This is a genomic window from Microvirga lotononidis, assembly GCF_034627025.1.
GTDB lineage: Bacteria > Pseudomonadota > Alphaproteobacteria > Rhizobiales > Beijerinckiaceae > Microvirga > Microvirga lotononidis.
Genome location: NZ_CP141048.1, coordinates 4,619,676 through 4,639,430 on the forward strand (window position 1 = coordinate 4,619,676; position 19,755 = coordinate 4,639,430).

The 19,755-nt window shown below is 65.4% G+C and carries 25 protein-coding genes; 9 read left to right on the forward strand and 16 right to left on the reverse strand.

From position 1 onward, the window contains the following. The first annotated feature begins 80 nt into the window (after positions 1–80). A complete protein-coding gene (locus tag U0023_RS21745; protein ID WP_009490906.1) occupies positions 81–725 on the forward strand; it encodes a TetR/AcrR family transcriptional regulator in 645 nt (214 codons plus the stop codon). On the opposite strand, the gene U0023_RS21750 is transcribed toward U0023_RS21745, so the two are convergent. The 4 genes from U0023_RS21750 to U0023_RS21765 form a co-directional block, all read right to left on the reverse strand. Continuing rightward, entirely contained in the window at positions 726–1,511 is a 786-nt protein-coding gene (locus U0023_RS21750; protein ID WP_009490905.1) for a 3-hydroxybutyrate dehydrogenase, read from the reverse strand. 317 nt (positions 1,512–1,828) lie between these two features. Beyond that, complete coding sequence (locus tag U0023_RS21755; RefSeq protein WP_009490904.1) at positions 1,829–2,344, reverse strand: response regulator; 516 nt, start codon at positions 2,342–2,344, stop codon at positions 1,829–1,831. After that, complete coding sequence (locus U0023_RS21760) at positions 2,328–3,113, reverse strand: acetoacetate decarboxylase (protein WP_009490903.1); 786 nt, start codon at positions 3,111–3,113, stop codon at positions 2,328–2,330. Before U0023_RS21760 ends, U0023_RS21755 begins: the two co-directional genes overlap by 17 nt. Positions 3,114–3,193: 80 nt before the next feature. Further along, positions 3,194–4,366: a patatin-like phospholipase family protein gene (locus tag U0023_RS21765; protein ID WP_009490902.1), complete on the reverse strand. Its 1,173-nt coding sequence runs from the start codon at positions 4,364–4,366 to the stop codon at positions 3,194–3,196. Positions 4,367–4,762: 396 nt separating this feature from the next. On the opposite strand from U0023_RS21765, the gene U0023_RS21770 reads away from it, so the two are divergent. After that, positions 4,763–6,340, forward strand: a complete 1,578-nt coding sequence (locus tag U0023_RS21770; RefSeq protein WP_009490901.1) for a winged helix-turn-helix domain-containing protein — start codon at positions 4,763–4,765, stop codon at positions 6,338–6,340. On the opposite strand, the gene U0023_RS21775 is transcribed toward U0023_RS21770, so the two are convergent. Together U0023_RS21775 and U0023_RS21780 are read right to left on the reverse strand one after the other, a co-directional pair. Continuing rightward, positions 6,337–6,579, reverse strand: coding sequence for a hypothetical protein (locus tag U0023_RS21775; RefSeq protein WP_009490900.1), 243 nt, complete (start codon positions 6,577–6,579; stop codon positions 6,337–6,339). The two genes, U0023_RS21770 and U0023_RS21775, sit on opposite strands and share 4 nt — an antisense overlap. 6 nt (positions 6,580–6,585) lie before the next feature. Next, positions 6,586–6,933, reverse strand: coding sequence for a hypothetical protein (locus U0023_RS21780; protein WP_009490899.1), 348 nt, complete (start codon positions 6,931–6,933; stop codon positions 6,586–6,588). Positions 6,934–7,274: 341 nt separating this feature from the next. Here U0023_RS21780 and U0023_RS21785 point away from each other — a divergent pair, with 341 nt between their 5' ends. Further along, the gene (locus tag U0023_RS21785; protein ID WP_009490898.1) at positions 7,275–8,657 is read left to right on the forward strand and encodes an HTH domain-containing protein; all 1,383 of its coding nucleotides are present in this window, start codon (positions 7,275–7,277) and stop codon (positions 8,655–8,657) included. A gap of 726 nt (positions 8,658–9,383) precedes the next feature. Here the strand turns inward: U0023_RS21785 and U0023_RS21790 are convergent. Both U0023_RS21790 and U0023_RS21795 read right to left on the reverse strand, forming a co-directional pair. Beyond that, positions 9,384–9,737 carry a hypothetical protein gene (locus U0023_RS21790; protein WP_009490897.1) on the reverse strand — a complete coding sequence of 118 codons (354 nt, stop codon included), beginning with the start codon at positions 9,735–9,737 and terminating at the stop codon, positions 9,384–9,386. Between the two features lie 32 nt (positions 9,738–9,769). Then, on the reverse strand, positions 9,770–10,330 hold the full coding sequence (locus tag U0023_RS21795) for a hypothetical protein (RefSeq protein ID WP_009490896.1): 561 nt from the start codon (positions 10,328–10,330) through the stop codon (positions 9,770–9,772). A gap of 499 nt (positions 10,331–10,829) precedes the next feature. Here U0023_RS21795 and U0023_RS21800 point away from each other — a divergent pair, with 499 nt between their 5' ends. The 5 genes from U0023_RS21800 (at position 10,830) to U0023_RS21820 (ending at position 13,788) form a co-directional block, all read left to right on the forward strand. Beyond that, positions 10,830–11,093, forward strand: a complete 264-nt coding sequence (locus U0023_RS21800; RefSeq protein ID WP_009490894.1) for a hypothetical protein — start codon at positions 10,830–10,832, stop codon at positions 11,091–11,093. Between the two features lie 59 nt (positions 11,094–11,152). Continuing rightward, positions 11,153–11,740, forward strand: a complete 588-nt coding sequence (locus tag U0023_RS21805) for an HdeD family acid-resistance protein (protein WP_009490893.1) — start codon at positions 11,153–11,155, stop codon at positions 11,738–11,740. Between the two features lie 121 nt (positions 11,741–11,861). Next, positions 11,862–12,371 carry a hypothetical protein gene (locus U0023_RS21810; protein ID WP_009490892.1) on the forward strand — a complete coding sequence of 170 codons (510 nt, stop codon included), beginning with the start codon at positions 11,862–11,864 and terminating at the stop codon, positions 12,369–12,371. Positions 12,372–12,390: 19 nt separating this feature from the next. Beyond that, positions 12,391–13,149 (forward strand): hypothetical protein, encoded by a 759-nt coding sequence (locus U0023_RS21815; RefSeq protein ID WP_009490891.1) that lies wholly within the window; start codon positions 12,391–12,393, stop codon positions 13,147–13,149. 105 nt (positions 13,150–13,254) lie between these two features. After that, positions 13,255–13,788 (forward strand): hypothetical protein, encoded by a 534-nt coding sequence (locus U0023_RS21820; RefSeq protein ID WP_009490890.1) that lies wholly within the window; start codon positions 13,255–13,257, stop codon positions 13,786–13,788. Between the two features lie 32 nt (positions 13,789–13,820). On the opposite strand, the gene U0023_RS21825 is transcribed toward U0023_RS21820, so the two are convergent. Next, complete coding sequence (locus U0023_RS21825) at positions 13,821–14,147, reverse strand: ATPase inhibitor subunit zeta (protein ID WP_009490889.1); 327 nt, start codon at positions 14,145–14,147, stop codon at positions 13,821–13,823. Positions 14,148–14,355: 208 nt separating this feature from the next. Here U0023_RS21825 and U0023_RS21830 point away from each other — a divergent pair, with 208 nt between their 5' ends. Further along, positions 14,356–14,682: a DUF1476 domain-containing protein gene (locus tag U0023_RS21830; protein WP_009490888.1), complete on the forward strand. Its 327-nt coding sequence runs from the start codon at positions 14,356–14,358 to the stop codon at positions 14,680–14,682. Between the two features lie 62 nt (positions 14,683–14,744). Here U0023_RS21830 and U0023_RS21835 read toward each other — a convergent pair whose 3' ends face one another. The 7 genes from U0023_RS21835 to U0023_RS21865 are packed head-to-tail and all read right to left on the reverse strand — an operon-like array spanning position 14,745 to position 19,700. Beyond that, positions 14,745–15,086: a phasin family protein gene (locus U0023_RS21835; protein ID WP_009490887.1), complete on the reverse strand. Its 342-nt coding sequence runs from the start codon at positions 15,084–15,086 to the stop codon at positions 14,745–14,747. A gap of 29 nt (positions 15,087–15,115) precedes the next feature. Next, entirely contained in the window at positions 15,116–15,517 is a 402-nt protein-coding gene (atpC, locus tag U0023_RS21840; RefSeq protein ID WP_009490886.1) for an ATP synthase F1 subunit epsilon, read from the reverse strand. Positions 15,518–15,540: 23 nt separating this feature from the next. Beyond that, positions 15,541–16,776, reverse strand: a complete 1,236-nt coding sequence (locus tag U0023_RS21845) for an HlyD family secretion protein (RefSeq protein ID WP_009490885.1) — start codon at positions 16,774–16,776, stop codon at positions 15,541–15,543. Next, complete coding sequence (locus U0023_RS21850) at positions 16,769–17,239, reverse strand: hypothetical protein (protein ID WP_009490884.1); 471 nt, start codon at positions 17,237–17,239, stop codon at positions 16,769–16,771. Before U0023_RS21850 ends, U0023_RS21845 begins: the two co-directional genes overlap by 8 nt. Further along, complete coding sequence (locus U0023_RS21855; protein ID WP_009490883.1) at positions 17,236–17,937, reverse strand: 3-oxoacid CoA-transferase subunit B; 702 nt, start codon at positions 17,935–17,937, stop codon at positions 17,236–17,238. The genes U0023_RS21850 and U0023_RS21855 overlap by 4 nt, the downstream gene beginning before the upstream one ends. A gap of 4 nt (positions 17,938–17,941) precedes the next feature. Next, positions 17,942–18,589 (reverse strand): CoA transferase subunit A, encoded by a 648-nt coding sequence (locus U0023_RS21860; protein WP_009490882.1) that lies wholly within the window; start codon positions 18,587–18,589, stop codon positions 17,942–17,944. A gap of 10 nt (positions 18,590–18,599) precedes the next feature. Then, positions 18,600–19,700, reverse strand: coding sequence for an AI-2E family transporter (locus U0023_RS21865; protein WP_009490881.1), 1,101 nt, complete (start codon positions 19,698–19,700; stop codon positions 18,600–18,602). Positions 19,701–19,755: the final 55 nt, after the last annotated feature.

The window sequence follows — 19,755 nt, forward strand, 5'->3', positions numbered from 1 at the left end:
TACTCTCGATTTGAACTTTTACGTCAAATCGACTATATAGTCAATATGAGATTTGAAGAATCGTGTAATGAGGATCCCGCATGGCGAAGATTGACGCGGCCCGCAGGGCAGAGATTGGTCGAGAGAAGCGTGCCAGGACCCGGGCGCAGATCCTGGAAGCGGGCACGATGCTTCTCGCGGAGCGACCGCCCGAGGCGCTCACGGTGGATGCGATCGTGGAGGCGGCAGGCGTCGCAAAGGGAACGTTCTACTATCATTTCCAGAGCATCGACGAACTGGCCGCCGCAGTGGGCGCAAAGCTTGGGGAGACCTTCGACGACCTGTTGACCGCCGCCAGGCTCGAACTATCCGACCCCATCGCGCGCCTGTCCTTCGCCTTCACGCAGTTCCTGGAGAAGGCGGTTTCGGACCCGATCTGGGCTCGGCTCGTGGTCCAGAGCGCGCAGGCCCCCACGGAATTCGCTCGCGGCATTCGCGCCCATCTCAAGGCCGATCTCACCGAGGCCATCGACCAGGGCCGCCTGAGCGTGCGGGAGGTGGAACTCGCGACCGACATCGTGATGGGCATCTGGCTACAGGTCGTGCGCGGCAGTCTCGAACGACGGGCCACTCCGGACCTGGCATGCAAAACGCTTCACGCCGTGCTCCGGGCCCTTGGCGCATCCGAACCCGTCATGGAAGTCGTGCCCAACAGGGCAAATCGGTCGACCCAGGGGACGACGTGATCAAACCGCGGTCCAGCCGCCATCCATCGCGATGTTCGCGCCGGTCATCTGGCTGGCCGCGTCCGAGCACAGGAAGACGGCGAGCGCCGCCACCTGATCGACGGTGACGAACTGCTTGGTGGGCTGCGCCTCCAGGAACACGTCGTTGATGACCTGCTCCTTGGTCATGTTACGCGCCTTCATGGTGTCGGGGATCTGCTTCTCGACCAGCGGCGTCCAGACATAGCCGGGGCTGATGCAGTTGACCGTGATGCCGTCGGCCGCCACCTCCAGGGCCACCGTCTTGGTCAAGCCGGCGATGCCGTGCTTGGCCGCCACATAGGCCGACTTGAACGGCGAGGCGACCAGCGAATGGGCCGAGGCCGTGTTGACGATGCGGCCCCATTTGCGCGCCTTCATGCCCGGCACCGCGGCCCGGATCGCGTGGAAGGCGGACGACAGGTTGATGGCGAGGATCTGGTCCCACTTCTCGACCGGAAAATTCTCCACCGGCGAGACGAACTGGATGCCCGCGTTGTTGACCAGGATGTCGACCCCGCCGAAGCTCCGCTCGGCCAGGCGGATCATCGCCTCGATCTCGGCCGGCTTCGCCATGTCGGCCGGCGAATGGAGCGCCTTGACGCCGAACTCGCGCTCGATGCCGGCCCGCTCCGTCTCGATGGCGTCCGCATCGCCGAAGCCGTTGAGGACCACGTTGGCGCCGGCCTGGGCGAGCGCGCGGGCGATGGCCAGCCCGATGCCGCTGGTCGAGCCCGTCACGACCGCCGTCTTGGAATGAAGAGTCACTGAAATCTCCTTGCTGCTCTGTCAAATCGTTCAATCGCGCCCGTCTCGGGAAGAAATCATCCTGCGATCCTCGACCGTCGGGCGCGGCTCCGTTGGGAAACCGGCGTTGAGCCGTTGTCCGCGTGCGCTCGCTTCGCCCATCCTTCGGATCCCGGCGACGGACGAGCAGGTCCTGGTCAGTGAAAGAGCAACACCCACGAGACCAATGCGAGCGGGGCGACAATCCCCAGGACAAAAGACACTGCGTTGCCTGTCATGACATGGCTTTCAGAACGCGTCGGCCCTCTCGCGAGCCGTCCTGCATCCGCGATCCGGCCTCAGGCCGCTCGGCTCGCCTCGGCGCCATTGGGCGTGACGCTCGTCGTCTCGGCGGCCGTCAGGACCAGGCGAAGGGCATTGAATATTGCGGCCGGCGTCGGCCGCATCAGGACACGATCGCCACGCGATGAAATCCTCTGCTCCGCGCCGGCCAGGATCACGGGCCTGTTCTCGTGCAGGTCGTGATACTGATCGGCGAGAATCCATCCGTCGACCAGGCCGGGCAGGACCGCACGCGTGTACAGCCAGCCCACGGGTCGGCTCCAGTCGCGCAAGGCCGCGAGGGCGCTTTCTCCCCTACTCGCCGTGATGACGTCGTGGGCTTGGGCGCGCAGCCACTGCGCGAGCGTCTCCCGCATGATCGGGTTGTCGTCCGCGATGAGGATACGTTGCGGCGTTGCCATGCTCGCGATGCCCTTTGGAGCGCGCCGAGGGCTCATGCGCCCGAGACGCGGGCAGGGAGCGGAACGGCTGGCCGCGTTCGCGCCGGGGCAATCCTCATCCCAGGAATTCATAGCGCTTCTCCTTCCGATGGACGTGCTCCGACGGCGCCAGGTAGTCATGAACGACCCTGCCGAGCCCGAGCGTCAGGTCCGCCACGAGATGAGTGGCCGAGACGACCTCGAGGATCGGAAGCTCCGCAACCGGCGCAAGCGCGTGGGACCAGAGGTTCAGGGACGCCGGGCCGGTCCAAGCCCCCTTCAGCGCCACGTCCTCCAGGTGATACTCGACGAGCTCGCAGATGCGCGGCGTACCATCCACATGCGGTATGATCTTGAGAAGGAAGTTCGGTTCCGCGAGCGAGGCCTTGACGGCGGCGGCATCCACGGATCCGTGCTTGTATCCCATCGTGGCGGTCGCGACCCGAACCGGACCGTAGTCGAGCGTGCCGACCAGGGTATCGACCTCCGTGCGCAGGGTGGGGTTCGCGAGCTTCTTAGGAAAACCCCACAGCTCGCGCCCGGCCGCGATGGGCGGGTGGTCGTTGAGAAACATGCAATGGCTGTAGCTGCCCTTGCGGCCGCGAAACGAGACGGGAATGACTTGCCCGCATTCGGTGTAGTCGCCGAAACCGGTCGAGTCCGGCATGCGGATGAACTCGAACTTCACCAGCGGCTCGTCGACCTGGAGCGGCTCGGGAACGAGTTCGCGCAGCCTCCTCGGGTCGGTGCGGTAGGTGACGATCAGGTACTCCCTGTCGCTGAAGCGATAGGGTCCGATCGGATAGGCCGGGCTGGTCAGGGGCATGGCGAATGCCCTGGTCCTGACGGTATCTTCGTGCATGACTGGAATGTCCTGTGCTTGATGGAGCGGGCGCCACGGCCGGAGGCCCGCCCGCGTGCCGATTTCACTTTCTTCGGGCGCTACTCCCGCCCGTCCTTCACGAGATCGAACGTGCGGACCCCTTCCTGACCGTCGGGCCGCTGCAGGACCTCGGGATGGCGCAAGGTGCGCACCGCATCGTGGTAGCCGGCGCGCCAGTGCTCCTCCATGGACAGGCGCGAAAACTCGTAATCCTTCGAATGGCCTTCGTAGTGTCGCGACCGGTAGATCATCTGGATGATGCTGTACGCCTTGCGGTCCGCCTCCGGGCTGAGGAGCTTCGCCTCCTCGGTGGATCGCAGGTCGTCCGGCAGGTGAGACAGGAGGCTGGCGAGCGCGTGGCGCAGGCGCTGCACGCGCTTGAACTGATCCGTGCTGGCGCGGGTCCGGCTGGAATACTGGATTTCCTTGTGCCGCGTCGCGACCTCGGCGAGGTTGCCGGGCAGTTCGCCGTGGGCGCTCCACAGATCGACCTGGAAGGCGAGCGTGTCCTGGCGCGGGCCGGAATCGACGACCCATTCCAGAGGCGTGTTCGAGATCAGGCCGCCGTCCCAGTAGTGCTCGCCGTCGATCTCGACCGCCGGGAAGCCGGGCGGCAGCGATCCGCTCGCCATCACGTGCTCGGGGCGGATCGTGTGCGTCGTGTTGTCGAAATAGACGAAATTGCCTGTGCGCACGTTCACGGCGCCGACGCTGAAGCGCATCCCGCCCGCATTGATCCGGTCGAAATCGACCACCCGCTCCAAAGTGCTCTTCAGGTACTTGGTCTCGTAGAAGCTCGTCGCCTCGAGGGCACCGTCCGGGTGCAGCCAGGGAGCAAGCAGGCGGGGGGCGAAGAAGCTCGTGGCTCCGCTGACGAGCGCGCAGGTCGCGCTCATCTGGTTGAAGAGGGCCCGCGCGAGGTCGCCCTTGGGGGCGATCCCATGGAGGGCGGCGGTCCAGTTGAGCACGGGACTGGCCGTGATCTCCTGCCAGAACGTGCGCAGCTTGGCGACGCGCTCGGTCGGTTCGTTCCCGGCGATGATCGCGGAATTGATGGCGCCGATGGAGACGCCGGCGACCCAGTCGGGATGGATGCCGGCCTCGGCAAGGGCCTCGTAGACCCCGGCCTGGTAGGCGCCGAGCGCCCCTCCGCCCTGCAGCACCAGGGCCACGCACTCGAACGGAAGGTCCCGGGCGGCGACCATGAGATCTGGCTGGACTTGTATGTTCATGACATGTGTTCCTTCGCCGCGTCTCCCCATCGGCGGGGCGGATTGCAGCACTCCGGTCCTCCCATGCGGGTGAACGGCGGCCGGTGCGTGCGATCCGGGGCCTTGGAGCCCCCTCGGCGGTCGGAGGGAACCTGCCCGAACGATCCGTGGCGCGCTTTGAGACGGCGTCCATTTCTCCCTGAGACGAGCTTGATTTTGGCGCCGATTCGAGAACGCGGATCCGGCAGCCGACCACTCCGGGCTTCGGGATGAATGGCAGCGGTGTGCGCCGACGGTTGCCATTCCAGGGCCGGCATGGCGCGATGCGGCCCGGTTTCGCGGCCCGGAGAGGATGGTTTCTGCCGGGCCTCGCTGCTGATAACCTGCTCGCGTGTCCCTTTCGGCAGGAGCCTCGTCATGCGCTACCTGTTCGACGACTTCGTGCTCGATCCCGACCGGCGCGAGCTCCGCCGGAACGACGACCTCATCGAACTCGAACCCCAGGTGTTCGACCTCCTGGAGTTCCTGATCCGCACGAGGGACCGTGTGGCCAGCAGGGATGACCTGCTCGAGGCCGTGTGGCACGGCCGCATCGTGTCCGAGTCGACGCTCAGCAGCCGGATCAATGCCGCGCGCGCGGCGATCGGCGACGACGGCACCCGCCAGCGCCTGATCCGGACGCTACCGCGCAGGGGTGTCCGCTTCGTCGGCGATGTGCGGGATGTGCAGGATCGGACACTCGAGGCAGAACCCGAGCCGGAGGTCCTGCAGGCCTCCTCCGACTCTCCCGCCAAGGTCCCGTCGATCGCCGTGCTGCCGTTCACCAACATGAGCGGAGGACAGGAGGACGACTCCTTCGCGGACGGGACGACCGAGGAGATCATCACCGGATTGGCGCAATGCACCGGGTTGGGCGTCGTGGCCCGAAACTCCTCGTTCGCCTTCAAGGGACGACCGGTGGACGTTCGGACGATCGGGCATGAGCTCGGCGCGGGCTACGTGCTGGAAGGCAGCGTCCGCCGCGGCAATGGACGACTTCGTATCACGGCCCAGCTCATCGATGCACGATCCGGGGTCCATCTGTGGGCCGAGCGCTACGACGGGGACCTCCGGGATGTGTTCGAGCTCCAGGACCGGATCACCGCGAGCGTGGTCGCGGCCATCGAACCGAAGCTGCTGTTCAACGAGGCCGATCGAGTTCGCCGTCGGCCGCCGCAGAGCCTGGATGCCTACGATCTTTATCTTCGAGGTCTCTCGCTGATCAACGCATACAATGCCGAAGCCGCGACCGAGGCCTTGCAATGCTTCGACAAGGCCCTGGAATGCGAACCCGCTTACGCCCAGGCCATGGCCGCATCGGCATGCTATCGCGGCCTGTGCCAATTCCAGGGTTGGGCCGGATCGTCGGAGGAGCCAAGCTCCAGGGGCGCGAGTCTGGCGTGGGACGCGATCGCCCTCGCGCCCAACGACCCCAGCGTGCTGTGGATGGCAGCATTCGCGATCTGGGTGCTGGCCAAGGACGGGCCCCGCTCACGGGAGCTGTTCCGGCGCTCGCTGAGCATCAACCGGAACTCCGACATCGCGATGGCGCTGGCGGGCTGGGTCGAGGCCGCGACGGGAAATCCCGCGGCGGGCCGTGCGTTGATCGAAGAGTCCAGGCGTCTCAATCCCACGCCGCCGACGCCATGGGTCGCGCTGACCGGGATGGCATTCACGTACATCGTCGAAGGGAAATACGCGGAGGCGGTCCGATGGGCGGAGCAGGCCGTGGACCAGAACCGCCGCTTTGCTCTCGCACTCCGCAGCCTCGCAGTCGCACTGGTGGGAACGGGCGAGATGGATAGAGCCCGACTGATCGTGGACGAGATCCTGAAGATCGAGCCGGACGCAACGGTCGCCAGCCTCCCTGACCGGATGCCTCATGTCAGCGAACCGGTGCTGCGAACCTACATCGAGACGCTCGGACGAGCCGGGCTGCCGCAGGGGCCTGTTTAGATGGCGACCGGTTCGGGGAGCCTGACACGTCGGAGCCCCAGCTGGATCTGCGGGATCGTACCGATGCTCCACCCGGCGCGGACCCTGCCGCTCTTTCGCATGGCGCGACGATACTGATTTGCCGAGCTTCCTCCGACGTCATGCCCGCGCTTGTCGCGGGTATCCACGCCTTTTCGACGCTGCGGGTTTAAGACGTGGGTGGCCGGAACAAGTCCTGCCATGACGGTGGAGGGTGTCATCCCCCCTCACCCCTCCGGCCGGCGGAACACGCCCTGCACCACCGAGCCGCGTCCGATGAGTTCGGGCGGCGGGTTGGTCCGGCCGACTTCCTGCGGCTGGCGGTCATGCCAGTAGACCATCCAGCGGCCCTGCGGGTCCTGGTAGACGCCGTAGATCAGGTGGCCGCGCCACTCACCGTGAGCGCGCCACGCGCCGCGCGAGGAGCCGAACAGTTCGCGCAAGCCGCGCATCAGCAGCCATGTGACGCCGAGCGCAGTGACGGGAACGGCGACGAGCCAGAGCGCTTGGATGAATTCGGGCCAGGTGTGGAACTTCGAGAGCCAATCGGCCCATGCGGAATAAGGCTGGTCCATCGCTGCAACTCCCTGATTGAAGCGACCACCAGGAGCCCTGGTGGCCGGGGAGTTGAGAAGCCGCGCAAAGTCGACCGCGCTGCCCTTTAGGCTTTCGCCCTGGACATGCGACAGCGCCTCCCCGACCGTAAGGTTGGGAAGGCATCGAATGACGGCCGATGCCGGCCGCTTTACGAGGGGTTCTCACGCCCCAGAACCGGATGCGTCCGGCTCCGGTGACGAGGTAACACGCAACAGGGGTGCGGGGTCAATGGGCTCGCGGCCGAGGCATTCCCCCTCGCCCACAGGGCATCGCGCTCCTGCTGTCACAACCTGGCAGGATGTCGTGTTAAGCTCGCCCCATGTCCCGCGCCGAACGCCTCTTCGACCTGCTGCAAATCCTCCGCCGCCACCGCCGCCCCGTCAGCGGCGCGGTGCTGGCCCGGGAGGCCGGGATTTCGCTGCGCACGCTCTATCGCGACATCGGCTCGCTCCAGGGCATGGGCGCACAGATCGAAGGCGAGCCGGGGCTCGGCTATGTGCTCAAGCCCGGCTTCCTGCTGCCGCCCCTGATGTTCTCCGCCCAGGAGATCGAGGCGCTGTCGCTCGGCCTGCAATGGGTCGGGCGGCGCACCGATGCCGATATGGGACAGGCAGCCCGCAACGTGATGGCCAAAGTCGCCGCGGTCCTGCCCGCCGAGCTGCGCGAGCGCATGGAGGACGACGCGATGATCGTCGGCCACGGCTGGGAGCGGCCGCAGGCGGTCGATCTCGCGCTCCTGCGGCGGGCGCTGAACGAGAGCCGCAAGCTGTCTCTTGCCTATACCGACGAGAAGGGCGCGAGCACCGCGCGGGTTGTGTGGCCCGTGTCGCTCGGCTTCTTCGAATCGACCCGTGTGCTGGCGGCCTGGTGCGAGCTGCGCGGCGGCTTCCGGCATTTCCGCGCCGACCGGATCGAGGCGGCGGAGATCCTGCCCGAGCGCCTGCCCCGGCCACGCCGGCAGCTCATGAAGGAATGGCGGAACACGCTGCTGCCAGAATCTGACAGTGGCGTGCGCTATTCCATCTCCCGTTCACACGACACCAGGGAGATCCCCATGAGCACGGATACCAAGAGCGCAGACCTCGTCCTCTACACCAATCCGCAATCGCGCGGCGGCATCGTGCACTGGATGCTGGAGGAGATCGGCTGCCCCTACACCATCAAGGTGCTGGAATACGGGACCACGATGAAGGCGCCGGAATACCTCGCCATCAACCCGATGGGCAAGGTGCCGGCGATCAGGCACGGCAACGCGATCGTCACGGAGGCCGCTGCGATCTGCGCCTATCTGGCCGATGCCTTCCCCGAGGCGTGCCTCGCGCCTGCGCCGGAGCATCGCGGCGACTATTACCGCTGGCTCTTCTTCACGGCCGGCTGCCTCGAGCCCGCCGCCTCCAACCACGTCCTCGGCTGGAACCCCTCGCCCGACATGGAAGCCCGCTTCGGCTACGGCTCCTATGGGCGTGTGCTGGATACCCTCGACGCCTGGCTTCAGGACCGGACCTATGTGGCCGGAGACCGCTTCACCGCCGCCGACGTCCTGCTCGCGAGCCATCTGCAATGGGGCATGACGACGGGCATGATCGAAAAGCGCCGCGCCTTCGAAGCCTATATCGCGAACCATGTCACCCGCCCGGCCGCGACGCGTGCGGACGAGCAGGCCGAGAAGCTGTCCGCGCAGCAGGCTTGGAAGGCCGCGTGACGCCGCCCCACCCGCGCGGGCGGGCGGGCGGTGACCGCACCTGTGCCGGGCAGATCGGTTGGGAATGACCCCGGTGGCATTCCTCCGCCGTCATGGCCGGCACGTGTCCCGGCCATGACGGGTGAGGGTGTGAGCGCGTGATGTTATGTTCTCACTTTGTTCTTGACAGGGGGATGAACCTTGGCTATATCGTTACCCATCCCCGCCTGACGAGGGGCGCGCTCGCGAGGCGTCGCAGTTGTGGGGTGGGGAACGGTCCTGCCGCAGGTCTCGCACACCTGCGACGGGAGGCCCTTGGCAGCCCTGTGCTGGTCCAAGTCGAAACGCCTAAAAGAACCGTGCGGGACGAGCAGTTCGGCTCTTCCATCTTACACTCACAAGCGAGCCGGGCTGCCCGCCGCGCCACCCTCGAACCCTGACAGGCTCGCAGCGCAAGCTGCGGGCCCCAAGGTGCTGCTCTTTGACAGGAAACCATCACCAGGCACCCACCCTGTCATGGCCGGGCCTGTCCCGGCCATCCCGATCCCGTGAGGCTCGGCGCATCAGTCCATCGGGATCACCGGGACAAGCCCTATGATGACGTGGCGGGGTGTTCCTAGCCGTGACGGCGAGGCTGTCATCCGCGGCACGAGGCCGCGCACGACGGCAGAGGGACTCTCAGATGAGCTCCCTGCCCGACGCTCAGACAAGGATCAGCCGTTCCGGAAGCCCGGGGCGGCGTACCGATCATCTGGACGGAGGCGTTCCGGGAGGAGTCCCGCCTGAACCGCCTCCCGGCGGGATCGCGCTGCGGGCCCGGTCCATCAGGGTCGTGGCCGCATCGACGCAGGACCTCATGCTGTCGCGTGGATCGCACCGGACCGCCAGGGTCGTGTCCCCGGAGCGCAGCAGGAAGCCTGCGCCCCGCTGCGATGAGGCGCGCCCCGACATGGGACCGTCGAGGCCACGCAGGAGATCCTCGAGGTCGCGATCCTGCCGACCGTAGGAAGAGCCGCGGTCGCCGGAATCGTCCGAACTCTGGCTGAAGGCAGGCAGGGCAACCAGCATCAGCCCCGCGGCCACGAGAAGGGCCTTCTTCATTCACTCCTCCTATCGGTTGAATCCAGCACGCACTAATCCCGGCAGACGCGCCTGCGCACCAGGACCAGAAGGCTTCCGTCCTGATTCCTGAGGCTGCGGGTGAGGATGTAGCAGTCCCCGCTCATCCGCTCGGCGAGACGCTCCCTCAGGCGACCGCGCAAGGGGCCGCCGTCTCCCTCGTCGTTCCAACGGGAGGCGAGGCGGTCACGCAGGCGATCCCGCAAGGCTCCGCCGCCGTCCTCGTCGTTCCAGCGCGAGGCCATCCGTTCCCGCAGGCGGTCCCGCAGCCACGGATGATCCCTTAGGAACTCCGCGACCTCGCCGCGGCGATCGCTGCGCTCCTGCAGCATGTCCATGAGCTCGTCACGCTGGTCGCGCCGCTCCTGGACCAGATCCAGCAGCATGTCGCGCCGGTCGGCGCGATCCTGCAACCAGCTTCGCAGGAAATCACGCAGACGGCCGTCGCTCATGCCGGTCTCGCCGTTGTCCCAATCGTTCTCCTGGGCCGCCGCCGGGGTGGCCGCGGCGAGGATGAGAGAGGGCGAGGCGACGAAGGTGAACGCCGCCATCGCCAGAACAGGCCATCGGGTCATGATGCTTCTCCAGATTCGAACCAAAACAGCTTCGACTCGAACGCACATCCGCGCTGTCCTGCGTATCTCCCTGCGTCTCGAAAAACACGAAGGAGGATGCGGCGCGGGAACGCAAGCTTCACCCTGCAAGCTTCACCCTGAGGGCCGGTGTCGAGGCGCGCGTGCCGGGACGCTTCGGCCTCGAGATCAGAACCATCCAGGGCACCACGTTCATCAGCCCGTCCATTGTACCGTCCAAGGTGGCTTCTTTGCGTCTGAGCGCTCGTTCGGATGCATGGCGCCACTGAGCAAAAGCGGTAATCAGCTGCCTCTTATGGGCACCCCATCCGAGAACGGGACGGAGCAGTGTCCTTTGGGTACGGCACACGGCACTGCTGTCGCAAAATGTTCAGTCATTGTCCCGCTCGATCAAGCAGCATGCGGCGCGACGTGGTTTCTTCGGTGTCCTTAAGGGCACAACAAGGAACCCATGAAGCTCAAGGTTCCAAGGAGCAATGTCATGAAGGTTGCCATCGCTGCGTCCACCACGTTGCTGCTCGGCATTCTGATCGCGTCAGCGCCCGCGTGGTCGCAGCATCGAAACGGCCCGTTCACCAGCTCCGGAGAGATCAGGATTCCGTCTCAGCGCGACCTTGAGCGGGACGTCTTCAGCGAACCGCGGAACGACTTCTCGTCGATCGACTCGGTCGCCACAGGCGAGATGGACCGCATGGATCGCCAGATCGACAACCTGGTCGAGCGCGGCATCTGCGACGGCTGCTGACCGCTGAGCGCGGCCGTCCGAACTCATCGACAGACACCGTTTTGTGAGGAGGTTTTCTCATGTCCAACACCGCCAATATCGGAACTCCCCTTCCGGGCCGCATGGATCAAGGGCTCGAGCCGCTGCGCGTCAAATGGGGATGGATCGTAGCGCTCGGCGTCGTCTTCGTGATCGCCGGCCTCATCGCCCTCGGCAGCGTCGTCCTGGCGACCGTCGCCTCGGTCGCGATCGTCGGTGCCATGATGCTGGTGAGCGGCATCGCCGAGATCGTCAATGCGTTCAGCGTGAAGAGCTGGGGCAAGTTCTTCCTCTGGGCGCTGCTCGGCGCGCTCTATGTGGTCGCCGGTATCGTGACCTTCCGCAATCCGCTCCTGGCCGCCAGCGTCCTGACGCTCATGCTGGGCATCGCCTTGATCGTATCCGGTTGCCTGCGCATCTTCCTGTCGATGCAAATGACGCAGGGCACACCCTGGGTCTGGGTCGCGCTGTCGGGCGTCGTCACCCTTCTGGTGGGCGGCATCATCCTGGCCCATTGGCCCGTTTCGAGCCTGTTCGCGCTCGGCATCTTCCTCGGAATCGACATGCTCTTCGCCGGCGCCGGCTGGATCGGCATGGGACTGGCCCTGAGGCATCGGAATCGGACCTGACGGGATCCTGCAGAGGACATGCCGGAGCCCGGCCCGCTCGAGGCAGGGCTCCGATGTCCGGATGCGAGGGGGCAGGATTCATGGGTCGGGGCGATGAGGACATTCGCAGGAGGAACTCCACATGAACCACATCGACAAGTCCGCCGGTCCACCGCGCAAAGGCCGCAGGCACGGCGCCCCTGCCGCGTCGGACCAGACCACCCGGCCGGATCGTTTCGCCGTGACTCTGGATGCGAAGACCGGCGCGATCATCCAGATCGAGGGCATCGACGCCACCGGCGCGCGCCATGAGCTCTCGAAGGACGAGAAGGCTACCTTGGCCAAGGACAATGGCCATGCCGGGCTGGAAGAACTGCTCGAGCAAGCCTTCGAGGCCGGGATCGCCTGCGTGCTGGGCGGAGAGGACGAGCCCGACGAAGCCAAGGAACCCAAGGCGGATGCCGACCTTCGCCGCATCCTGCTGAAGCCGCTGATCGATGAAAGCCCGGCTGCGCGCCTGATGCGGCGTGACGTGCTGGATCGGGCCATCGTCGAAACGCTGATCCATCACAGCCTCAAGTCCCGCTCCAAGGCCCCCGAGGGACGGCCGACGGAGGCGGGCCCGGAACGCGCCGCCCCTGAAGCAACCTGATCAAACAAAGGAGACAATCATGGCCTTGAACGCTCGTGATGATGAGCTTGCGCGCGTCCTGATCGGCAGCCGCATGCTGAAGCGCCAGCGGATGCGTCGCCTGTTGCTCGCCCATCTCCTGCGGGAGGGACGCGAGGACGAAGACGAGGATGCCGGCGAGGAGGATTTCGGCGACGAGGAGGAAGGCGAGGAAGGCGAGAGGGGCCGCATCCTGAGGCTCCCGCTCGCGGCCCGGGCCGTGAGGCGTCGGCGCATGCGCCGCCTGCTGCTGGCCCATCTCCTGCGTGAAAGACGCGGCGAGCATGAGGATTTCGGCGAAGAGGACGAGGGCGACGAAGGCGAGGAAGGTGGGGACGAGGAACGCCGCATCCTGCGCCTGCTGATCGCCAGCCGCCTGCTGCGGCGCAGGCGCATGCGCCGTGTACTCCTCGCCCATCTCCTGCGTGAAAGGCGCGGAGAGGACGAAGGCTACGGCGAGGAGGACGATGAGGACGAGACCGGCGTGGAGGAAGGCGGCGAAGAAGAACGCCGCATCCTGCGCCTCCTGATCGGCAGCGCGATCCTGAGGCGCCGGCGCGTCCGCCGCATGCTTCTCGCCCACCTCATGCGCGAGAAGCGCGGCGAGGACGAAGGCTTCGGCGAAGAGGACGAGGGTGAGCACGGCGATGACGAACGTCGGCTGATGCGCCTCCTGATCGGCAGCCAGATCCTGCGTCGCCGGCGTGCACGCCGCATGCTTCTTGCTCACCTCCTGCGCGAGAAGCGCGAAGCGGCCTGACCCGCACGCCTGAGGGCGGCGCGGCGTGGATGGGCCGGAGATCGGCTCTCCGGCCCATTCCGCATGATGCGTCAGGTTGACCTCCTCGAACGAAGGAGAGGCACGATGTCCGATGCAGCGCCTCTCACCCGCAGGCAGAAGGCGATCGGCGGCCTCAAACGCTTCGGCGTAATCTTTCTCTATTTCTGGGGCCTGCTGGCCATTTCCTCCCTGCACAAGTCGCTGATCCTGGAGGAAAGCGGCCTCCCCTACCGGCAGAGCTTCGCCATCGTGAATGCGCTCGTGCTGGCGAAGATCCTGTTCGTGGCGGAGGAGCTGAAGGTGGGCGAGCGCTACGAGCGGGAGCCGCTGATCTATGGCATGGTCTTCAAGGCGGCGATCTACTCGGGTCTGCTGGCGGCCTGCGAGATTCTCGAAGGTCTTCTCATGGGAGATTTCCGCAGCAAGACCCTGGCCGAGAGCCTGTCCGACGTCGGCGGCGGCACTCCATTCGGCATCGTGACGACGACATTGCTCCTGTTCGTCGCCCTGCTGCCCTTCTTCGGCTTCCGAGAGCTCTGCGCGGTCGTCGGCGAGCCGGAATTGCATCGCCTTCTGTTCATCAAGCGCGGGCGCCTGAAAATCATCGACGAGGGGTGAGAGTCCTGCGGCGGCGTATATGTCAACAGCCCCTATCGCGACATGAGATTGCGCGCGAGAGCCACCGCCGCGGCATCAAGGTTGTCTCCCTGTTTCGTCGGCATCAGGTTCCCGGCCTTGACCATGAGCTCGGTCATGACCTGCCGGATCTGCTCGTCGGACTGGATCACGCCCGCGGCGTCGAAGTCCTGGCGAATTTTGCGGAACACGTCGCTTCGCTCTGGGTCGACCGCGTCCCTCGCGAGCGCGTCCGAGTAGATGTCGGCATCTCGTCCCGAGATGCCCAGTCTCTCGGCAGCCCATCTGCCGAGGAGCTTGTTGCGGAGGATGGTTCTTTGGGCGGCCTTTGGATCGGTCATACGTGCTTCTCCACCAGTGGCCTTACGCGCTCCGGTTCGTCGAGCGTCTTAATCACCCATCTGACTTCGACCATGACTGCCCCTGCAGGAGCTCCGAGCGCTCGCGCAGGATTGAGCGCGATCCAACGCGAGCCATACCCAAGGGAGCCACGTTCTCGTGTATGATGGCCTCTCGATCTTTCAGCCATGATGAGCCTGGAGGTGCCCCATGACGCTTTTCGAAGATCGCGAGCGGGCCTTCGAGCAGATGTTCGCCCATGACGAGGAAGCTCGGTTTCGCGCACTGGCGCGGCGCAACAGGCTCCTTGGGCAATGGGCCGCCACCCAGCTCGGCCTTAAAGGCCAGAAAGCCGACGATTACGTCAACGAAGTCGGTCGCAGTCTGGTGGCGCAGGTTGTCGACGCAGGTCTCGTCGAGAAGCTTCGGGTCGACTTCGAAGCCGGCGGTGTCAACCTTTCCGAAGAACAGATCCGCCAGAAAATGGCGGAGCTGATGGCAGTGGCCGTCACTCAGGTCCGGTCCAGTACATGGTGAGCGGGCGCGCCTGCCTGATGCGGCCAAGGTCCGTCGGGCAGGCGCACAGGGCGTGGAAGCCTCTACCCCTTTGCACCGGCTCCGCCATTGACCGACTTGGTGCAGATGGTCATCAGCTTGCCCATTTCGTTGTTGTAATCGCGCAGGGTTTCCTCCATCCAGCGCGACTGGATGGCCGCAACATCCGTCAGGCTCTTGCTGGCCATCATCTCACGGGCGACCTCCCCGTCCTTCTCCAGCCGCATGGAAACGAAGCCGATCATTTCGCGCTGACATTCGGCGCTTGCGGCAAACCACGCTTCCGTGACATTTGCTAGGGCCCGACCGCCGGTATCGGGCAAAGCAATCCCGGTTCCACTGCGCAATGTCTCCGACATTCCTGATCTCTTCTGCACCGTGGTCATGGATCATCCTCCTTGACTGGATTCTTTCCTCAGAAGGAAAGGGTTGTCTTCACCTGCTCCAGGCGGCTGATGGCGAATTCCGCCTCTCGGCGCGCCTTTTCGTCACGCAACGCGTCACGCATCGTCTCGAAACGCAAAATCTCTTCGTCGAGCCGGTCTCGCGTGAGCTCCTCCGGCGGCAGCACGCGCTCTGCCAGGACCGAGACGCCGGAATTGGTGATCTCGACGAAGCCACTCCGGACAAAGGCGCGATGTCCATGCCCTTGGGCGTCGGTCAGCGCGACGATGCCGGGATTGAGCATCACGATGGTCGGTTCATGTCCGGGCATGACGGTCATGTCGCCTTCCGTCGCCGGCAGCATGACCGCGCGCACATCGCCTGAGAACAGAACGCGCTCCGGCGATATCAGCTCGAAAAGCAGAGTGGCCATGGCGCTGCTCCCAGATGGTATCCTCAGTGCCCGCCGAACACGAGGGTTTGGATCGGATACAACAGCGTCTGAATGCGCAGGATCATCGCATGCACCAGCCCAACTGCATCCACCGCATGAAGGACGGTCCGCCGAACCATGCCGGTCTCGGGGGCGATGATTTCCTCATGGTGGCTGGAATAAGCATTGACGATGCAGCTGCTGCCCGGGGTGATGCCGTCGAACCCTCCCTCGTAGAGCGGCTCGAGAAAGGCCAGGACCGTTCCCGGACGCGTCACCTGTTGCGCGTCGATCAGCTGCTCGCCACTGCGGATCTGTCCGGCGGCGATGAAGTCCTGCACGCCGGTCACCACCATCGGGATTACCGTCCAGGGTTTGGACGCACAGGTGGCCTCGGCAACCATGCCGATCGCCAGCGCCTGGGACTCGACCTGCCCGAAGCCCGCCTGCAGGCTCCCGCGTCCGGCGCCCGCCGGAATGAGCACCCCGGCCGGTCGCATGAGCGGGTTGACGATGTCGCCAACCCGAAGCGTGAACTGCTCCACGCGCCCGTCCACACCGGCCCGGATGACGGTCTTCGACAGGTCGACTTCATCCTGGGCCAACTCGGCCTCGGCGCTGGCCTTCTGAGCAGGGAGCAGCGTGGAGAGCTGCGCCTCCGCCTGCTGCTTGGCAGCGTTGGCGGCGTCTATACTGCCCTGGCGGCCCTGCACGGCTACCTGCAGCTTCTCAATATCGCGTGTAGCCACGGCGCCCGGATTGCGCCGGTAGATCTCCTGCTTGGTCGCCAGCTCGTCAACCGCCTGCTGATAGGCGCTCTTGGCCTCCTGGATCTTGCCATCGGCGGCCAGGAGGTCGGCCTGCGCCACCACCATGGCTGCATCGGTCTCGGCAATCCTGCGTCGAGCCGTTTCTGCGGCGGCCTCCTGCTTGGAGCTGTCGAGCCGGAAGATCGGAGCGCCCTGTTTGACCGGACCGCTCACGCCTTCGATATAGACCTGGGCGACACGCCCGTTGGTCTCGGGCAGGATCGGAATGGTGCGGAAATATGCCGTCGCATTCGTGGTGGACGGATGGTTGTAGAAGACGACCGTGATCAGCCCGATGGTGAGCATCAGACAAGTAACGATGCCCCACCGTAATTCGAACCACACCGAATAGAGCGTGATCTCCTTCCCGAGCCGCTTGCCCTGGGCGTACCGGCGGTAGAGATAATCCGGGAGGATCGTCAGCATGGAGCAAAGAAGAAGCTCAAGCATGGGATTGCTCCTTCGGAAGGCGATAAGGCGTGACGGTCGGCGGCACTTCCACGACGTTCTCGCTCTGCGCAACGACAGGCGCACCCTCGTCCGGCACATCGTCCGCGCCCTTGCCGGGCGGAATGCCGGCAATTTTCTCGAGCGATCCCGCCATCCTGTTGAGGGTGCCCCCGAAGTCCGGAATATCGATCAGGGCGAGCAGCAACCCTGCCACCCAAAAGAGATGTACGTGCGTGAACAGGGCCAGGAGACCCAACACGGCAACGAACTCGAACTGGATCTTCTTGGACTTGTGCGCCATGCGCTCAGGCAGGGTATGCAGCCGCAGGAAGAGAAGTCCCACGGCCAGAACGACGAGCACCAGAAATATCGCTACGACCACCATGAGGACGTCGGTCCCACCAGGCGCAGTGATGAAGATCGGCAGATGATGAGGCGCGGCAGGATTTATCGTTGCAGTCATATAGCCTCTCCAACGGGCGGCAGGGAAACAGGCCCCGGCGCATCCGCCGGGGGTATCGGGCTCTTGAGCTCCGGAGAAATTGCGAGATCGGCCTCGGTTGCTGCGACGACCTCGTCCACCGTGACGCCATCCTGCGTCTCGAGAAGTGTGGCGCGCCCTTCGGGAAAGCCGATAACCGCAAGTTCCGTCACGACGAGATCGACCGGCCGGCTCGAGGTGAGCGGCAACGAGCATTCCCGCACGATCTTCGGGCGCCCCTTAGCCGTATGCTGCATGGCGACGATGACGCGTTTGGCTCCGGCCACGAGATCCATGGCTCCGCCCATCCCCGGCACCATCTTGCCCGGAACCATCCAGTTGGCGAGAAGACCACGCCGGTCGACCTGAAGACCACCGAGAACCGTGATGTCGAGATGCCCGCCGCGGATCAGGCCGAAGGACATGGCGCTGTCGAAGGCGGACGCTCCCGGCAGGGCGGTCACGGGCTTTCCGCCTGCGTCGGTGAGCCATGGAAGAACCATGCCGGGCTCCGGCACCGGACCTGTACCGATGAGGCCGTTCTCGGACTGGAAGTAGACATGGATTCCCTTGGGCACGAAGTTCGCCACTAGGGTCGGGATGCCAATGCCCAGGTTGACCAACATCCCGTCCCGCAACTCCTGCGCGATACGTCGAGCGATAAGGGTTTGCGCATCCATGGCCTCAGCCTTTCGCAATGAGGTAGTCTACCACCGGAGCGGGCGTCATGACATGGTCAGGCGCGACGACGCCGACGGGGACGATGTTCTCCGCCTGCACGACGACGGTGTCGGCGGCCATCGCCATCAGCGGATTGAAGTTGCGCGCCGTCAGTGCGTATTGGAGATTGCCCAGGTAGTCGGCAATGAAGGCATGCACGAGGGCGAAGTCGGCGCGCAGGGCGGGCTCCAGCAGGTAATCGCGGCCATCGACCGTCAACCTCTGCTTCCCCTCCTCTGCAATGGTGCCGATGCCGGTCGCGGTCAGGATGCCGCCCAGCCCGAAACCACCGGCACGAATGCGCTCGGCGAGGGTGCCCTGCGGAACGAGATCCACCTGCAGCTCCCCGGCCAGCATCTGCTGCTGCGTTTCGGGATTGAGGCCGATATGGCTCACGATCACCCGGCGCAGGAGCTTGGCCGTGATCAGCTTGCCGATGCCGATACCCGGTGCCGCCGTGTCATTGGCAATAACCGTCAGATCGGATTTCTGCTGCCGTACGAGTTCGTCGATCAAGGGCTCGGGCGTTCCAACGCCCATGAAGCCGCCCACCATCAGGATCGCGCCCGCCGGGATCAGTGCAACGGCATCCTGCAGTTTGATGGTTCTCATCCCGTCCTCCTTAAGGCGCAGCGTCACCGGTGCGGCCCCAGTCCTGAAAAAGGGTGTAGGCGACGGCAAGGAGGACGGGTCCGAGGAAGACGCCGATGATCCCGAAGGCCAGCAGCCCGCCGAGCACGCCCAGAAAGATCATCACCATCGGCATCCGGACACCGCGGCTGATCAGGTACGGTCGCAGCACGTTGTCGAGACTTCCGACCAAAAGCCCGTTCCAGGCCATCACGAATATTGCCCACCCGGTATGTCCCTCAGACATCAGCCACAGGCCCGCCGGCAGCCAGAGCAGCAGGAGACCCATGGGCACAAGCGTGATGATTACCCCCACGGCCCCGAGCAGAATGGCGCCGGGCACGCTCGCGAGCCAGAAGCTGAAGCCGAGCAGAATGCCCTGAATGAGCGCCGTGCCGAGAACTCCGTTGACGACGCTCTTGATGGTGGCGCCTGCCGTCTTCAGCACATGGCGCGCCCGCCAGCCGCCGAGGCGCGCCATGGCCCATTGGACACGGCGCTCCACATAGGCGCCGTCGCGGTAGAAGAAGAAGGCCAGCAGGATGCCGAAGGCCACCTGGAAGGTGCCCGAGAGGAGCGTACCGCCTTGGCGCAACGCCCAATCCCGCAGCGGGACGGCATAGGGCGACAATGCCGGCCCAAGCCCCTTGCCCTGTTGGGATGCCTCGAGCCAGACCGTCTCGATCTCACGACCGACCAGGGGGATGCGCCCGAGCCAGTCGGGTGGCGGCAGCCCTTGGTCGATGGCGGATCGGACGGCGGCGGTGAGCCGGGCGACGTCGTCGGTCAGGTTCGCACCCAGCGCAAGAAGCGGGAGCACGAGCAGGCCGGCGATCATCAGGGTCATGAGCAGGGCAGCAGCCGTCGTGCGCCGCCCCAACCGTCTGGCGACCTTCCGAAACAGGGACCATGTCGACACGCACAGCGCGACGGCGAGGAAGATGGCTTTCAGGAACGGTGCCAGGGTGTAGATGCAGCCGATGACCAGAACCAGAAGGAGCACGAGCCCGAGCGCCTTCTCGACATAGGATGCCTCGGCAGCGGCGCTCCGCTCTCCGTTGTCCATCGCATCCTGCGGGTCCAGAGTGCGCACCTTTTCCTCCCGGCGTGACGATCTCAGCAACCGGTACGGGTTCGACGGAGCGCCC

Excerpts from the sequence above, each read along its gene's own strand:
- U0023_RS21745 (WP_009490906.1), top strand. The coding sequence starts at position 81 with ATGGCGAAGATTGACGCGGCCCGCAGGGCAGAGATTGGTCGAGAGAAG.
- U0023_RS21755 (WP_009490904.1), bottom strand. The coding sequence starts at position 2,344 with ATGAATTCCTGGGATGAGGATTGCCCCGGCGCGAACGCGGCCAGCCGT.
- U0023_RS21760 (WP_009490903.1), bottom strand. The coding sequence starts at position 3,113 with ATGCACGAAGATACCGTCAGGACCAGGGCATTCGCCATGCCCCTGACC.
- U0023_RS21765 (WP_009490902.1), bottom strand. The coding sequence starts at position 4,366 with ATGAACATACAAGTCCAGCCAGATCTCATGGTCGCCGCCCGGGACCTT.
- U0023_RS21770 (WP_009490901.1), top strand. The coding sequence starts at position 4,763 with ATGCGCTACCTGTTCGACGACTTCGTGCTCGATCCCGACCGGCGCGAG.
- U0023_RS21775 (WP_009490900.1), bottom strand. The coding sequence starts at position 6,579 with ATGACACCCTCCACCGTCATGGCAGGACTTGTTCCGGCCACCCACGTC.
- U0023_RS21780 (WP_009490899.1), bottom strand. The coding sequence starts at position 6,933 with ATGGACCAGCCTTATTCCGCATGGGCCGATTGGCTCTCGAAGTTCCAC.
- U0023_RS21785 (WP_009490898.1), top strand. The coding sequence starts at position 7,275 with ATGTCCCGCGCCGAACGCCTCTTCGACCTGCTGCAAATCCTCCGCCGC.
- U0023_RS21790 (WP_009490897.1), bottom strand. The coding sequence starts at position 9,737 with ATGAAGAAGGCCCTTCTCGTGGCCGCGGGGCTGATGCTGGTTGCCCTG.
- U0023_RS21795 (WP_009490896.1), bottom strand. The coding sequence starts at position 10,330 with ATGACCCGATGGCCTGTTCTGGCGATGGCGGCGTTCACCTTCGTCGCC.
- U0023_RS21800 (WP_009490894.1), top strand. The coding sequence starts at position 10,830 with ATGAAGGTTGCCATCGCTGCGTCCACCACGTTGCTGCTCGGCATTCTG.
- U0023_RS21805 (WP_009490893.1), top strand. The coding sequence starts at position 11,153 with ATGTCCAACACCGCCAATATCGGAACTCCCCTTCCGGGCCGCATGGAT.
- U0023_RS21810 (WP_009490892.1), top strand. The coding sequence starts at position 11,862 with ATGAACCACATCGACAAGTCCGCCGGTCCACCGCGCAAAGGCCGCAGG.
- U0023_RS21815 (WP_009490891.1), top strand. The coding sequence starts at position 12,391 with ATGGCCTTGAACGCTCGTGATGATGAGCTTGCGCGCGTCCTGATCGGC.
- U0023_RS21820 (WP_009490890.1), top strand. The coding sequence starts at position 13,255 with ATGTCCGATGCAGCGCCTCTCACCCGCAGGCAGAAGGCGATCGGCGGC.
- U0023_RS21825 (WP_009490889.1), bottom strand. The coding sequence starts at position 14,147 with ATGACCGATCCAAAGGCCGCCCAAAGAACCATCCTCCGCAACAAGCTC.
- U0023_RS21830 (WP_009490888.1), top strand. The coding sequence starts at position 14,356 with ATGACGCTTTTCGAAGATCGCGAGCGGGCCTTCGAGCAGATGTTCGCC.
- U0023_RS21835 (WP_009490887.1), bottom strand. The coding sequence starts at position 15,086 with ATGACCACGGTGCAGAAGAGATCAGGAATGTCGGAGACATTGCGCAGT.
- atpC (WP_009490886.1), bottom strand. The coding sequence starts at position 15,517 with ATGGCCACTCTGCTTTTCGAGCTGATATCGCCGGAGCGCGTTCTGTTC.
- U0023_RS21845 (WP_009490885.1), bottom strand. The coding sequence starts at position 16,776 with ATGCTTGAGCTTCTTCTTTGCTCCATGCTGACGATCCTCCCGGATTAT.
- U0023_RS21850 (WP_009490884.1), bottom strand. The coding sequence starts at position 17,239 with ATGACTGCAACGATAAATCCTGCCGCGCCTCATCATCTGCCGATCTTC.
- U0023_RS21855 (WP_009490883.1), bottom strand. The coding sequence starts at position 17,937 with ATGGATGCGCAAACCCTTATCGCTCGACGTATCGCGCAGGAGTTGCGG.
- U0023_RS21860 (WP_009490882.1), bottom strand. The coding sequence starts at position 18,589 with ATGAGAACCATCAAACTGCAGGATGCCGTTGCACTGATCCCGGCGGGC.